Below are 13,651 nucleotides of genomic sequence, written 5' to 3'. Positions count from 1 at the left end.
CGGACATCACACGACGAACACACTCGATACGCAGTCTCTTTCTCGACGCGCCGAACTGTTGTCGTCAGACGGACGTTCAGTGGCTACTATCGAAGCCCATCTCATACGAATTGCTGTGACTATTTATCGCCGATCGCCAGAACGGGTCGGCGATCGGCGGTAACGGTAATTGACTACGGTAAACCGTATCAGTCGCCACTCGCTTGCTCACCGTCGTCGGTGCGTTCGCGCCAGTCGTCGATCTCCTCGTCGTCGGTGTCGTCAATCCGCCGTTCGTAGTAGGCCATCGGGTGCGGAATTTCGTCACAGAGGTCGTCTTTGTTCACGCAGTCGCCGTACGACTGCATCGTCGCACACGAGGGGGCCGAGTACTCCGTCGGTGAGGAGTCTCCTCGAATGTGGTCGGTCTGGTAGCGCGTCATCTCCTCGCCGAACGACGAGTTGATCCGGTAGAGTTCGACGATCTCGTCGGTTTCCATACCGATACTCGTCAGAAAGGCGGTGATCGCAAATCGGGAGTGGTGCGGCAGATGCTCGCCTTTCTGAATGTCGTCTAATAGAGCTTTCATACACGGCGGGAACAGCTCCGGGACGACGGTGTCGATCTCGCGAGTTAACTCGAGGTCTGCCAGCACGTCCCGGATCTCGGCGACGTCGTCCTCGAGTGCGGCCGCGATGACGTCGGGGACGTCGAACGGCAGTCCGTCCTCGATTCGGGACCGAACGGCTTCCTGCAGCAGCGTCAGGAGTTCGGCCTCCGAAACCGGCACTTCGCCGTCGGCCAGCGCGCGGTTGACCAGATTCCAGTCGTCGTCCCAGAGGTCTTCGGCTAGCGGTAGATAGGTACCGACGTCGATCCGGTAGCCATCGGTCGTTTCCCACACGACGTCCTTCAGGTCGAACTCCGAAAGCAGTGTCTCGAGGTCGAGTCCCGTCGACGCGACGCTTTTGAGTTCGGTCGTTTCCTCGAAATCGGCAGTAAACCGGTCGTACGCGGTCGTGGCCTCGGCACGGGCGTACTTGCGCACGAGGATGCGCTCGTCGACCATCGAGACGAGCACGCGTGCGACGGGGTAGGAGAGCAACTCGATACGGGGATCTCGGTGTGGATCACCGGTCTCGCCGTCCTCGAGTGCCGCCACGACGCGCTCGCGGGCGCGGTCGACGACCGCCCGGTCCTGTTCGACGACGGTGGCCAGATCGATGGCCTCCGTCGCCACAGCATCGCGGGCCGCCTCGAGAAACGGGTACCGGGCGTGCAGTCGCTGCATCGGTAATTCGATATTACTGCGCCGCGGTTAAAGCCGCTGATTATCCAGCGCGTCGTGTCCGCCGGTAATCACGTTTTGCACGGATCGCTAGTGCGTATTACCCTCGCTCGAGCGCGGTCGACGACCGAAGCCGTCGCTTCGGTCGCCCGGTTCTCGGCTCGCATCTCGAGGGTTGAGTTAAAGGGTGTCCGACACGTCATCTCGAGTATGTCATGGGCGCTCCGAGACGGCGTGTCGATTTACTACGAGTACGACGAGAGCGAAGACGGCGGCACGCCGGTCGTCTTCGTGCAGGGATTGGGCTACGGTCGCTGGATGTGGCGCTGGCAGCGCGACGCCGTCTCCGACGCCTTCGACGTCGTCGCCCCGGACAACCGCGGGACGGGCCGGTCCGATCCCGGTCTGCCACCGCTCATCCCGCGGCTTCCCCGCAAACTGCGCGCGCCGCTCATTTTCAAAGCAGCCGGCTACTCGATCGGCGGCCTCGCGGCCGACCTCGAGGCCGTCCTCGAGGACGCCGGCATCCGCGAGGCACACATCGTCGGCGCGAGCATGGGCGGGATGATCGCCCAGCGCTACGCGCTCGAGTACACTCGCGCGAAGACGCTCACGCTCTGTTGTACGAGTCACGGCGGACCCGACGCCGCTCCGGTTCCCGAGGAGACCCAGGAGTTCATCTTCGACGTCCCGAAGAGGGCGAGCCAACGGGAGACGCTCCGCCACCGGATGCGCCCCGCGTTCAACGACCGCTTTACGAACCGGAACCCGCACCTGATGGACCGGATCATCGAGTGGCGACTCGAGCAAGACGCCACCGAACCGGCGCGGGAGGCACAGGCTGCGGCCGTCCTGAACTTCGACGTCAGCGACCGGCTCAGCCGACTGCGGGTGCCGACCCTGATTCTGCACGGCACCGACGATCGGGTCGTGCCCGCCGTGAACGGTCGACTGCTGAAAGAAGCGATTCCGGATGCGCGACTCGAGTACGTCGAGGGCGGCTCACACCTGTTTTTCATCGAGGACGCCGACCGGGTCAACGAGGAGCTACTGGCGTTTCTCGACGACCACGAGTGATCGGGCGTGGCGGTACGTGCCGTCATACGGACTGCTGTCGTCAATTACCGCCGATCACCGACCCGTCGCTGGTGACGGCAGTAGATCGGTATAGCAGACCGTCTCACACACCGTTTGCACTCGTCGGAACGGACACGTCGCGGAGCTGTATCTGACCGTCGGTTCGGACGTCGACATCGAACCCTTCGTATCGGAACTGCAACTGATGTGTGCCGGCGGTGTCGGCTCGCCGAGCGTGGGCGACCAGTGCATCGATGGCGTCCGGGTCGGCAGACTCATAGAGCGGCGTCAGCTCGGCTGGTCTGGTATCACTGAGTGCGGCGACCGCCGTGATAACCGCCTCGCTGGCCTGTTCACCGGCTTCCGGATCGAACGTCGTGACGAACTGCGATTCGTTAGCCACTGGTGTGTCTGTGACGTCGTCGCTGGAGGGCATACACTGTCGTTCTCGAGAGAGACCGGTAGGCCGTCACCTTTCTATATACTCCTTTTAAGTAGCTAGTCAAATGCTAGCACGAAAGGCAACGCTCCCGTTCTGACTGACGGACCCGACAGCTGGACCAGTGTGTCGGCTCAAGAGTCTTGCTGTCTCGCGAGAAGAACGGCTTGGTCGGCGGAAACGACCCTATTCGCTCTGAATGCGCGGCGCGAGCATGTAGGTGACCTGTCCCTGTCCCTCGCCGAAGCCGAAGTAGATCTTGACCGGGAACTCCTCGCCGAGTGCGAGAGTGACCTCGGTTGCCGAGGGGATCGCCTTGTTCATATCCTTGAGATAATCGAGCGAGAACAGCGAGTGTGCCGGGCCGACCTGCAGGTCGATCAGTTCGTCTCTGGTCAACTCGAGGTGGACGTCGTCGGTGTCACCCTCCGCGTTGACGTAGAAGTACTCCTCGGTCTCGTCGACGCCGAGTGCGATGTGGTCGGAGACCATGTCGGCAGCTTTGACCGAGCGGTTGACGTCTTTGCCCTCGAGGACGACCTCCGCGGGGAGATCGAGATCCGGAATGTCGGGCTCCTGTCGGATGGAGTCGGGATCGATGAGCGCGAGCGTGTACTCGAGCCCGTCGATCTGGATGTGGAGTTTGCGCGTCTCTTCGTCGAGTTCGAGCTGGACGAGTTGGCCGGATTCGGCCATGCCTGCGATGTCCTCGAGCCGCGAGAGGTCGACGCCGATCAGCCCGCCGTCGGCTTCGTAGGATTCGAACGCAGCCGCATCGAGCGAGAGGTCGACCATCCCGACGTTGGCCGGATCGACGGCCCGGATTTCGAGGCCGTCTTCCTCGAGGTGGATTTTGCACTCGTCGACCAGCACACTTACCGAATCGAGCGCGCTGGTGAGCGTTTCCGCGCTCACGATGGCCTTGAACATATGCGTCAGGGTATGGACGGTTGGCATAAAAAGGCACCCTTTACGCGCGGGCGACTTGCGCTCGAGACGGAATCAGTACCGGTGTTGACACCACAGTCGTCCGTCAGTACTCGTCGCGTAACCGGATCTCCTCGTCGGTGATCGCACCGATCGCATCGTGTCGGAGCGGATACTCGCGCTGGACGTCCGGACCCCAGACGAGTCCGGTTTTGAGTTCGCCACCACAGTCTCGGTTGTCGCCGTCGACGACGACCGACGCGCTCACGACTCGATCTTTTCGACGATTTCGCGCGCTTGCTCCTCGGCTTTCTCCTCGCCGACGTTTTTTTGAATCAACACGCTGGTCACCTCCCAGTTGTCTTCGCCCTCGGGCTTGCCGGTTCGAACCTCGCTGCCCTCGGATACCGACTCCGCCGGCTGTTCCGCCCAGTCGGGCGTTCGAATCTCGTCGTACCGGTCTGGATCCCGAAACCGGACGTGGATGTAGTCGTCTTCTGTCTCGACCATCTCGACATCTGGAACGTCTGTCATACGATGATCCACTCCGACTGGACGCGTAACGATAAGCCCTGAATGTGCACCTCGGCTCGAGCCCTCAACGACGGCGATACTGGTGTACATCGATGGGTGCGCTTGCAGGGCCAAGGCCGTTTTCGGAGCCGGACGTAGTGCGGTCACGATGACGGACCCGGGCGACACAGCGTGGGAGTTCGAGACCGTATTCGCGGACGCACTCGAGGCGGTTCCGGACGACCAGTACGATCCCGAACGGTTTGTTCCCGGCGTCGGGCCGCTCTCGGCGGCTGTGATGCTCGTCGGCGAAGCACCCGGTGCACAGGAGGTCCGCGATGGCGAGCCGTTTGTCGGACAGGCCGGCCAGCAACTGAACCGCGCGCTCGAGTCGATCGGCACCGATCGGCGCGAGTGCTACATCACCAACCTGGTCAAGGTACGACCGCCGGAGAACCGCGATCCCTACATCGCCGAAATCGAGGCCTGGTGGCCGGTCCTCGAGGCCGAACTCGAGCGCGTCGATCCGTCCGTGCTCGTGCCGATGGGCAGTTTCGCGACGGCCGAGATTCTCGAGACCGACGAGTCGATCACCGACGTACACGGCCGCGAGTTCGACCGGGAGGGCCGACGCGTCGTGCCCTCCTTTCACCCTGCGGCGGCGCTGTACAATCGAGACAAGGTCGATGCGCTCGAATCGGACCTCGAGACGGCGCTCGAGTCGGCGTGACTGACCGCTGCAGCGTCTCTGTAGCCGATCGAACCCGTTGGCAGCGGCCGCCGACACAGTGGTTTTTCCTGTGAGACGACCCGCCGTCTCCCACGACTCGTTTTCAGCAGGTCTTTCCGCGTCTGGCCCGTACTAGCGGAACGAATACGGTCAGTTCGTCATACGGCCTGCTGTAAGTCAATTCCGGCGCGACCGCGAGCCGTCCTGCGGTTGCGCCGGTAAATCGTTACAGCAGACCGTATCACACGGCGCGACCGGCGACGAAAATCGGTGGTGCCGTCGGGCAGTATCGTCCCCGATACCAGCCGAGACAGTGACCGCATACGTACCAATCCATGTCACGAGATCAATACTACAACAAAGCGAAACAGCAGGGGTATCGGAGTCGAGCAGCCTACAAGCTCAAACAGCTCGACGACCTCGAGAACGTCATTTCGGGCGGCGATACGGTTGTCGACCTCGGAGCCGCACCCGGCGGCTGGCTGCAGGTCGCCGCCGAGAAGGTCGGCCCGCCGGGCTCGGTCATCGGCGTCGACCTCCAGCGAATCAAGGCCCTCGACGACTCGACGCTCGACGACCGGGTCGAAACGCTCCGGGGCGACATGACCGAAGACCGAACTCGAGAGCGCGTCATCGATGCCGCGGGCGGCCCCGTCGACGCTGTCGTCTCGGACATGGCACCCAACATGTCCGGTGAGTACTCGCTGGATCAGGCCCGCTCACTGTATCTCGCTCGACAGGCTTTCGAGACCGCACTAGAGCTGCTCGACACCGGCGGCAACTTCGTCGTCAAGGTCTTCGAGGGGCCGGACGTCGACGACTTCCGGGCCGACATCGAAGACGAGTTCCAGTACGTCCGTGCGACGTCGCCGAAAGCCAGCCGCGACGAGTCGTCCGAGATCTACTTCATCGCCAAAGGCCGGCTCACCGCGCCACTCCGACCGGGCGACGAACTCGAGGTCGAGATCATCGACGTCGGCTCGGAGGGCGACGGGATCGCCTCCGTCGACGGCTACCGGCTGTTCATCTCCGACGCCGAACTCGGCGACGAACTGACGGTTCGGATCGAAGACGTCAAGCCGAACTTCGGATTCGCCGAGCCGGTCGACGACGAGTAATCGACTGGCCGAGCGCGAACCGACGAGTCGAGCGCTGACTACGTTTCGTCTCCGTCTTCGAGGCGATACGTAAGTTCGAGTTCTGTGGCGGACGCTTCTGCAGTCACGACGTATAGCGTCTCGAGGTCGTCGAACAGGTCATCGGAGAAATCACTCCCGGCTTCAGACCGTTGGCGAGCGATCGCCAGTTCGTCGTAGAGGTGACCGATCGCCTCGTGCAGCGCCGCGCTGTGTCGTTGGCGTCGCGGGGAGCTCGAGGGTTCGGATATTGGCGTCGTCCAATCGTTCCGCAACTGGAGCAGTCATTGCAGTATGGCACGCTACTCACAACATATAACACCTTTCATGATTGCCAACAGTAACGGGTGTTAGCGTTCGTCCTCGAGACGGTCGTGGCGGTCGTCGATCTCGTCCAAAATGTCGAGCGTCTTCCGGATCGACGCGCGGATGGCGTCGCTGCGGTTGACGAATTTGCCGTCGTCGCCGACGTGTTCGTCCAGATCCTCGAGCAGTTCCTGTGGAATTTCGACGCTGATCTTGGGCATCAGTCTGCGTGACCGTTCGAAGGGGAGTCTCTTAACAGTCCGTATACAACTCGATCGCCCGCCGTCGGGCCACCGTGTGGTGACTCGGGCGCGAGCGCCTTATTCGACGATGGCACCGTCAGCGTCCGACTCGGGTGCGGGCTTGCTGCCGCCACCGCCGAACAGCCGCCCGCCGCCCGTGAGGAGGTAGAGCACGGCTAGTCCCAGCAGATAGGTCAGGGCGATCGGGATGGCAAACAGCAACATCGTCAGGATACCTTTCGGGCTGGCAACCGCCGCGATGGTGAAGATCCCGACGACGACGGGACGCCAGCGTCGAAGCATCGTCCGGTAGCTGACGATGCCGCCGACGTGGAACAACGCCATCGTGACGACGATGTTCATCAAGAAGCCGATGCCGACGGTCGTGAATATCACCAGCCAGAAGAAGCTGCTGATCCGGTAGGAAACGACCATGCCGTTGGTGAGCGCGTCGGTGACGAGATACGAGATGATCGCCGGGGCGACCCAGTAGAAGCCGAGGTAGGTTCCGAGCGCGAAGCCACCGAACAGCGAGCCACCCCACGCGATGAACGTGCGCCGATCGCCGTAGACCAGCCCGCGTTCTTTCATCGCGGGCCAGGCGTAGTACAACACCATGGGCAAGACGGCGACGATCGCCGCCAGCACGCTCACCTTCACTTCGAAGATCAGCACTTCGACCGGATGGAGCGCGATAACCAGATCCATCTGGTCGATCAGTTGGCCTGTCATCGCGCCGGCTGCATCGCTCGTCTCCTCGTTGCGTTCGGCGATCTCGAGCAGCACCTCGTCCGGTACGCCGGAGAGGAACTGCGAGTACACCGTCCGCAGGCCGCCGCTGTAGAGCCAGAAGAACGTCCCACCCATGACGAGCATGAACACGCCGACGATGCGGAACATCTTCGAGGTGAGGCTGTTGAGGATAAACGCGACGTCGTAGGCGTAGCCGCCGATGTCCTCTTCGGTCGTCTCCTCCTCGGTGAAGGGATCGAGCATTCCGGCGGCGGTGCTCGAGAAGATGCCACCCTCCTCGCTGTCGCCGCCAGCGCCACCCTGCGCGCTGGCGCTCGTGCCACCAGCACCTGACCCGCCGCTCGAGCCGTTTGTCTCGCCCTGTCGGTCCTCCTCGAGCGCGTCGAATCGGTCGAGGATCGCCTGTGCTTTCTCCCGGTCGTCGTCGTACATCGCCTGCCGGGAGTAGTCGAGCGCCTCGTCTTCGTCCATCGCGAGAAAGACCTGTGCGGGGACGTCCGCGATATCCTCCGCGGCGAGCGTTTCGAAGTCGACGTCCTCGGGGTCGTCCGCCCGTCGGATGTCGTCCTCGCGGGGGTAGACCGGCGCTCGGAGGACTTTGATCGTGTAGACGACTAGAACGAGGAAGCCGACGCCGGCAGCGACGAGGAGGCCGACTGCGGCGTCACCGAGCAAGCCGTGTTCGACCGCGATGGCCTCGAGACCGCCGGGGCCGCCGGAGCCGGGTCGCAGCCACGACGGGAAAAGCGGGTAGACCGATTCCTCGAGCACGTCGAAGCCACCCTGATTGACGAACGTTCCGGTCAGGACGGCGATGAGACCCAGCACGCCGGTAAACTGGAGGACGGTCCGTTTGACGTGGGATGTACCGCTGAGGTCGGTTTCGGCGGCCCCCCGACGACGGATGTTCGTGACAACTTTCGCCAGTCCGAGACTGAAGATGTACAGCGCGACCATCGGCAGCGCCCACATCACCAGCGTGAAGGGGTCCGGCGGGGAGAACAACGCGCCGAAGATGGTGACGCCGACGATGGCGTGGCGCCACTTGTCCCGGAACGTTTCGTAGGGGACGATCTCGGTGTACGCGAGCACGCCCATGAGCAGCGGCAGTTGGGCGGCCAACCCGAACGAGATGGTTAGCAGGGCGATGAACTCGGTGAACTCGGTGATACCGAAGCTGGGTTTGACGCCCACGCTGACGGCGTTTTGCGCGAGGAAGTCGAAGGCGTAGGGAAAGAAGATCGTGTACGCATAGATGACGCCGCCCCAGAACAGGACGAACGCGCTCAGCACGAATCCGACGATAGACCCAAGCGAGATTGGGACGGCACTGTCGTAGCCTCGCTGTTTGAGTGCATCACGCGAGAGATACAGGAGCGCCGGAATCGCCACGAGAACCCCGGCGAACATGCCGATTTTGGCCTGTAAGAGGATGACCTCGAACGGCGTGCGCGTGATGATATCCGTTTGATCGGCGACGTACTGTGCCATTTCGGCTTTCGCCGTCGCCTCGAGAAAGTCCCAAATCCAGATGCGAAGGGCGTAAAACGAGCCGATGAAGCCGATGACGAAGACGATAAACACCTTCTGGAGATGCGTCTGGGCGCTAGAAAGCAGAGTGCCGATCGTCTCTCGGCCGGTGGCGATAGCTTTGGCCGTATCTTCGTCGACGGCAGAACTCATTTACTGGCTGTGGGTAACTGACATCCAGTTATCAACCTTTCGAGTGAGCGTGTCCTAATCGTCGATTTCGAGTGCGCGTGGCTCTCGGCAAGTGCTCGTAAGAAAAAGGCCTATAACCGCTGGCGGTTCTATGTCTCGGTAGATGTCGGACCAGTCGGCCGACGGTGGAGACGCCGAAGATCCCGTCGATAACTCCGCAGAGTCAGGAGAATCTCCAGACGAGCGGCCGCCGACCGCCGACGAGAGCGGTGGTGAATCCGAGTACCCGGTCGAAACGGACGGCGAGGGTGTCGTCGGTGACCACCACGAACACGGCGGTGAGCCCGAGTATCCCGACCCCGATGACGATGTCGGCGGCATCTCGACGCCGCCGGACGACGAGGAGATGCCGCTTGCTGACCACATCGAGGAGATGGTCCTACGGCTCGCCGTCGTCTTGCTGGTCGGCGCGGCTGGCACCGCGATCGGGCTGTTGTGGGCATCCCAGGCCCTCGAGCACATCTGGTTCAACGTGTTTCCCTACGCCGTCGAGGAGGTGCCGCCGCCACACGTCTACCACCCACTCGAGCTGTGGCTGACGCGCATCAAGCTCTCGGCGCTGCTGGGAATTATGGTCGCGCTGCCGATGTTCGTCTACCAGTGTTACCTGTTCATGCGGCCGGGGCTGTATCCCCACGAGCGCAAGTACTACCTCGCGGCCGTGCCGACGAGCGTCGTGCTCGCGGGTGTCGGCATGCTGTTTTCGTACATCCTCGTCCTACCGGTGTTGTTCCAGTATTTCACGTTCTACGCCGAAGGTAGCGCGAACATCGCCTACGCGCTCGGCGACACGTTCAACCTGATCATCACGCTGATCGGCTTCCTCGCCGTCGTCTTCCAGATTCCGCTGTTTATCATGCTCGCGATCATGATGGGCGTGACGACCCGTCGCTGGCTGGCCCAGAAGCGACTCTACTTCTGGGCGGCCTTCGCGGGGCTGTCGTTCATGTTCACGATGGACCCAACGATGATGGCCCCCATCCTCGTCGCGATCACCATGATCTTGCTGTTCGAGGGAACGTTGCTCGTCCTGAAATGGGTCGGGCGGTAGTGGCCGTGGCCGATTCGGTTAGCTGTACCCCGATTTTTGTGCCTTCGTCGGCGTGTAACCGAGTACGGTTTAGTGGCTGTCGCCATACACGACGCTGTGAGCGGGAGTTTGACCTCGAGTCTCGAGTTCGCCATGAGAGAGACCACGGATCACGCCCACCCGGATAGACGGTGGTTCCCGTGACCGAGCGCGTCCCGACGACGTGTATGCGGTGTGCGGTCGGCTGTGGACTCGTCCAACAATCCGACGAGAAGGGCACCGCCCTCGAGCGCGTCCGCGGCGACCTCGACCACCCGGTTACCGACGGTCTCGCCTGTCGGCGCGGGATCGGCGAGACTGTCGACCCGAACGGCACGCGAGTCCACCGGCCGCTCGTGCGACGCGACGGCGAACTGGCCCCGACAACCTGGGAGACGGCACTCGAGCGGGCGGCTACCGGCCTCGAGCGAGCACTCGAGACGGGTCCAGACGGCGTCGCCGTGCTGGGCAGCGGCCAGCAGACTAACGAAGCGGCCTACGCGCTGGGCAAACTCGCCCGCGGCGGCTTCGGCACTCGATACTACGACGCGAACACGACGCTGTGTATGGCGTCGGCGGTCACCGCCTACTACGATGCGTTCGGCAGCGACGCACCGCCGCCGACGTACGACGACATTCCAGACGCCGACACCCATCTCGTCTGGGGGGCGAATCCGGCCGTCGCCCACCCCGTACTGTTCCGGTGGATCGCACAGTCTGCCGCCAAGGACGGCGCCGAACTGCTCGTGGTCGACCCGATCGCAAGCGAGACCGCCGCGGCCGCGGATTACCACGTCCCACTCGAGCCGGGCAGCGATGTCGACCTCGCCCGCGCCGTGCTCGCCCGCATCGTGGAAACGGGTCGCGTCGACGAGGCGTTCGTCGCTGCGGCGACTGATGGTTTCGATGACCTGCATGAGCGACTGCCCGACGCCGCGAGCGCGGCCGACGCCGCCGGCGTCTCGCTTGTGGACGTCGACCGACTCGCCGAGGCGCTCGAGGCCCCCACACTGCTCTACTGGGGGATGGGAATCAACCAGAGCGTCAACGGCACGGTGGCCGCGGGCGCGTTGATCGATCTCTGTCTGGCGACGGGCAATCTCCGTCCCGGCTCGGGGCCGTTCTCGCTGACCGGGCAGGCGAACTCGATGGGAGCCCGCGTCTGCTCGTCGAAAGGGACGTGGCCCGGCCACCGGCCGTTTACCGACTCGAACGTCCGCGCCGACGTCGCCGCCGCGTGGAACGTTCCGCCGTCACGGTTCCCCGACGACCCCGGCCCCGGTCCGGTTGGTACCATCGACGCCATCGGCGACGACATCGCGGCCGTCTACGCGGTCGCGACGAATCCCGCCGCCGGGATGCCCGACGCGACGTACGTCCGCGAGCGACTCGAGGACGCCTTTCTCGTCGTGCAGGATGCCTTCCACACCGACACGGTCGCCCTCGCCGACGTCGTCCTGCCAGCGGCGACGTGGGGCGAGTCGTCGGGAACGACGATCAACATGGAACGGACCGTCTCACGCGTTCGCGCCGCGACGGTGCCAGCGGGGGCCACCAGACCCGACCTCGAAATAATCGGAAACCTCGCCGACCGACTCGTTCCGGACCTGTTCGACGACCCACTCGAACCCGCGGCCGTCTTCGACGAGTTGGCAGCGCTGACTGCCGGCGCCGCCGCGGATCTCTCGGGGATCAGCTACGACCGTCTCGAGGCCGAACCGGCGGTCCGATGGCCCGCACCCGAACCCGACGACTCGGCCGGCTATCGCTACTACGAGCGCTCGACGCCCGGTGACGAGGCCCGTTCCGAAGCCGGGAACGACGGCGAATCGTGGTCGTTTCCGACGCCATCCGGTCGTGCGCGATTTTCGACGGGCGACACGCAGGCGCTGCCGGAGTCGACCGACGACGCCTACCCGCTCACGCTGACGACGGCACGCCGTTCGGACGCGTACAACACGGGTGTCAGGAACGAGACGGCCGAGGCGCCGACGGCGCGGCTCTCCCCCGAAACTGTAGACGTCGTCGCCGATGCACGCGGCTGCGACGTCGACGGTGGCGGCCACAAACGGTACGGACGGATCGTCTCCCGACGCGGGTCGATCATCGCTTGCATCGAACCGGACGCGTCAGTCCCCGAGGGCGTCGTCTGGCTGCCAATCCACCACCCCGCGGTCAACGAGCTCACCCTCTCCGACGTCGACCCACGCTCGAGCGAGCCCAACCTCAAACAGTGTGCCGTGCGACTCGAGACGCTGGGTCCTCGCGATCGCTCAGCGAGTCGTGAACTGGCCGCCAAATCGCGTTTGCCGTCGAATCAGCGAACGAACTCGTCGTAAAATCGCTCGAGAAAGCGTGTGAAGCCCAGCGTGGGTGTACCGGGGAGGTAGACTGGAACGTCGGTCTCGTCAGCGGGTTCGAACTCGATCGGATCGGTCGGTTTTCCGGCTGCCATACGAACTGTTGGGTCGTGCGCCATTTATGATTTGCCAAATATAGTTTTGATATTGTAAACTAAAGACCGTTATCGAGAAATCCACTCACGGGATAGGCTCCCGTGAGGGGTGGTAACTCGAGCGTTATCGGTGCTCTCGCGTTCGATGAGACGCGTACTCGAGGGCGTCCTCGAGCGAGCCGGGGCCATCGTAACTGGCCGAGAAGAGGTTCATAAACTGGATCGCGATTCGATCGCAGCGATCGAACGTGAGGACGACTCTGATGCGGATCGTCTCGGAGAGATCGAGTCCGGGATACGTCGTTGCGGTCAGCGCGTAGCCGGGGTGGTCATCGCCGTCGAGCGACGCCGGCGCGACTTTCAGCCGGATATCTCCTGATTCGTGCTGATACGTTTGATACCGTAGTTCTCGGTCGCTGTCGGCTGGGGTATATGTCCGACACGCGTCGCTGTGCCACTCGGTCGGTACGTCGGCGTCCATTACCGAATCCTACCAACCCAACCTCCACGTCCGTATCGGAAAGTGCAATATTCCCGGACGTTAGTCCAGAAACTTGGCCAATGAGAGGTTTAGTCGATCGAAGACGATTGTATTCTGGACGTTTATCGTCAGCACACCGCAAAACTCGAACGATGTCGAAATCGAACGAGACAGATAGGGTATCGAGCGCGTCGCACCGACGCGGGGAGACGGATCACGACGGCGCCGATCACTCTTCGCAAACCGTCTCGACGGCCTCGAGGACAGTGTGCGCTCGAATTTCGCCTCGACCGTTACCATGGTCCCAGTTCGAACTGAGCGAGCAAACGGAGTATCTACAGACTGAACAGGGCGAGTGCCTCGGGGCTTGACCCCGAGGGTGAAGCCCGTCAAATATGTAACAAACCACGTCTCGTCGCATAGGGTAACGACCGCGAAGGATATTGAAGACCTCAATATGAAGCGGTCGTTTGGCTGATGGAATGCGACTCCTCTCAAAACCCGCCACTGGCGGTGAGACGGGAGTTGTCGGG

General features: G+C 63.0%; 15 protein-coding genes. 5 read left to right on the top strand and 10 right to left on the bottom strand.

The genetic code is table 11. The features are described 5' to 3' along the window. Positions 1 to 188 precede the first annotated feature (188 nt). The gene (gene priL, locus GCU68_RS05530; protein ID WP_152939696.1) at positions 189 to 1,271 is read right to left on the bottom strand and encodes a DNA primase regulatory subunit PriL; all 1,083 of its coding nucleotides are present in this window, start codon (positions 1,269 to 1,271) and stop codon (positions 189 to 191) included. A gap of 207 nt (positions 1,272 to 1,478) precedes the next feature. Here priL and GCU68_RS05525 point away from each other — a divergent pair, with 207 nt between their 5' ends. Then, positions 1,479 to 2,345 carry an alpha/beta fold hydrolase gene (locus GCU68_RS05525; protein ID WP_152939694.1) on the top strand — a complete coding sequence of 289 codons (867 nt, stop codon included), beginning with the start codon at positions 1,479 to 1,481 and terminating at the stop codon, positions 2,343 to 2,345. Positions 2,346 to 2,448: 103 nt separating this feature from the next. On the opposite strand, the gene GCU68_RS05520 is transcribed toward GCU68_RS05525, so the two are convergent. The 4 genes from GCU68_RS05520 to GCU68_RS05505 form a co-directional block, all read right to left on the bottom strand. Then, positions 2,449 to 2,781 carry a HalOD1 output domain-containing protein gene (locus tag GCU68_RS05520; RefSeq protein WP_152939692.1) on the bottom strand — a complete coding sequence of 111 codons (333 nt, stop codon included), beginning with the start codon at positions 2,779 to 2,781 and terminating at the stop codon, positions 2,449 to 2,451. Between the two features lie 189 nt (positions 2,782 to 2,970). Beyond that, entirely contained in the window at positions 2,971 to 3,714 is a 744-nt protein-coding gene (locus GCU68_RS05515) for a DNA polymerase sliding clamp (protein WP_152939690.1), read from the bottom strand. A 103-nt stretch (positions 3,715 to 3,817) separates the two neighbouring features. Beyond that, on the bottom strand, positions 3,818 to 3,979 hold the full coding sequence (locus GCU68_RS05510) for a hypothetical protein (protein WP_152939688.1): 162 nt from the start codon (positions 3,977 to 3,979) through the stop codon (positions 3,818 to 3,820). Then, entirely contained in the window at positions 3,976 to 4,245 is a 270-nt protein-coding gene (locus tag GCU68_RS05505) for a hypothetical protein (RefSeq protein WP_152939686.1), read from the bottom strand. The genes GCU68_RS05510 and GCU68_RS05505 overlap by 4 nt, the downstream gene beginning before the upstream one ends. 148 nt (positions 4,246 to 4,393) lie before the next feature. On the opposite strand from GCU68_RS05505, the gene GCU68_RS05500 reads away from it, so the two are divergent. Both GCU68_RS05500 and GCU68_RS05495 read left to right on the top strand, forming a co-directional pair. Continuing rightward, positions 4,394 to 4,954 carry a uracil-DNA glycosylase gene (locus GCU68_RS05500; protein WP_152939684.1) on the top strand — a complete coding sequence of 187 codons (561 nt, stop codon included), beginning with the start codon at positions 4,394 to 4,396 and terminating at the stop codon, positions 4,952 to 4,954. Between the two features lie 335 nt (positions 4,955 to 5,289). Beyond that, complete coding sequence (locus GCU68_RS05495) at positions 5,290 to 6,072, top strand: 23S rRNA (uridine(2552)-2'-O)-methyltransferase (RefSeq protein ID WP_152939682.1); 783 nt, start codon at positions 5,290 to 5,292, stop codon at positions 6,070 to 6,072. A gap of 38 nt (positions 6,073 to 6,110) precedes the next feature. Here the strand turns inward: GCU68_RS05495 and GCU68_RS05490 are convergent, their stop codons facing one another. The 3 genes from GCU68_RS05490 to GCU68_RS05480 form a co-directional block, all read right to left on the bottom strand. Beyond that, positions 6,111 to 6,365: a hypothetical protein gene (locus tag GCU68_RS05490; protein WP_319633694.1), complete on the bottom strand. Its 255-nt coding sequence runs from the start codon at positions 6,363 to 6,365 to the stop codon at positions 6,111 to 6,113. Between the two features lie 75 nt (positions 6,366 to 6,440). Next, the gene (locus tag GCU68_RS05485; RefSeq protein WP_152939680.1) at positions 6,441 to 6,617 is read right to left on the bottom strand and encodes a ribbon-helix-helix domain-containing protein; all 177 of its coding nucleotides are present in this window, start codon (positions 6,615 to 6,617) and stop codon (positions 6,441 to 6,443) included. A gap of 99 nt (positions 6,618 to 6,716) precedes the next feature. Next, positions 6,717 to 9,074, bottom strand: a complete 2,358-nt coding sequence (locus GCU68_RS05480; protein ID WP_152939678.1) for a twin-arginine translocase subunit TatC — start codon at positions 9,072 to 9,074, stop codon at positions 6,717 to 6,719. A gap of 142 nt (positions 9,075 to 9,216) precedes the next feature. Between GCU68_RS05480 and GCU68_RS05475 the strand changes: the two genes are divergently transcribed. Both GCU68_RS05475 and nasA read left to right on the top strand, forming a co-directional pair. Further along, positions 9,217 to 10,164, top strand: a complete 948-nt coding sequence (locus tag GCU68_RS05475) for a twin-arginine translocase subunit TatC (RefSeq protein WP_152939677.1) — start codon at positions 9,217 to 9,219, stop codon at positions 10,162 to 10,164. A gap of 179 nt (positions 10,165 to 10,343) precedes the next feature. Continuing rightward, positions 10,344 to 12,521 carry an assimilatory nitrate reductase NasA gene (gene nasA, locus GCU68_RS05470; RefSeq protein ID WP_152939675.1) on the top strand — a complete coding sequence of 726 codons (2,178 nt, stop codon included), beginning with the start codon at positions 10,344 to 10,346 and terminating at the stop codon, positions 12,519 to 12,521. Here the strand turns inward: nasA and GCU68_RS21240 are convergent. Together GCU68_RS21240 and GCU68_RS05465 are read right to left on the bottom strand one after the other, a co-directional pair. Further along, positions 12,500 to 12,637 carry a hypothetical protein gene (locus GCU68_RS21240; protein WP_168927071.1) on the bottom strand — a complete coding sequence of 46 codons (138 nt, stop codon included), beginning with the start codon at positions 12,635 to 12,637 and terminating at the stop codon, positions 12,500 to 12,502. The genes nasA and GCU68_RS21240 overlap by 22 nt on opposite strands. Positions 12,638 to 12,761: 124 nt before the next feature. Continuing rightward, positions 12,762 to 13,118, bottom strand: coding sequence for a hypothetical protein (locus GCU68_RS05465; RefSeq protein ID WP_152939673.1), 357 nt, complete (start codon positions 13,116 to 13,118; stop codon positions 12,762 to 12,764). Positions 13,119 to 13,651: the final 533 nt, after the last annotated feature.

The organism is Natronorubrum aibiense (assembly GCF_009392895.1).
Lineage (GTDB): Archaea > Halobacteriota > Halobacteria > Halobacteriales > Natrialbaceae > Natronorubrum > Natronorubrum aibiense.
This window is presented reverse-complemented; position numbering and strand designations above follow the sequence as displayed.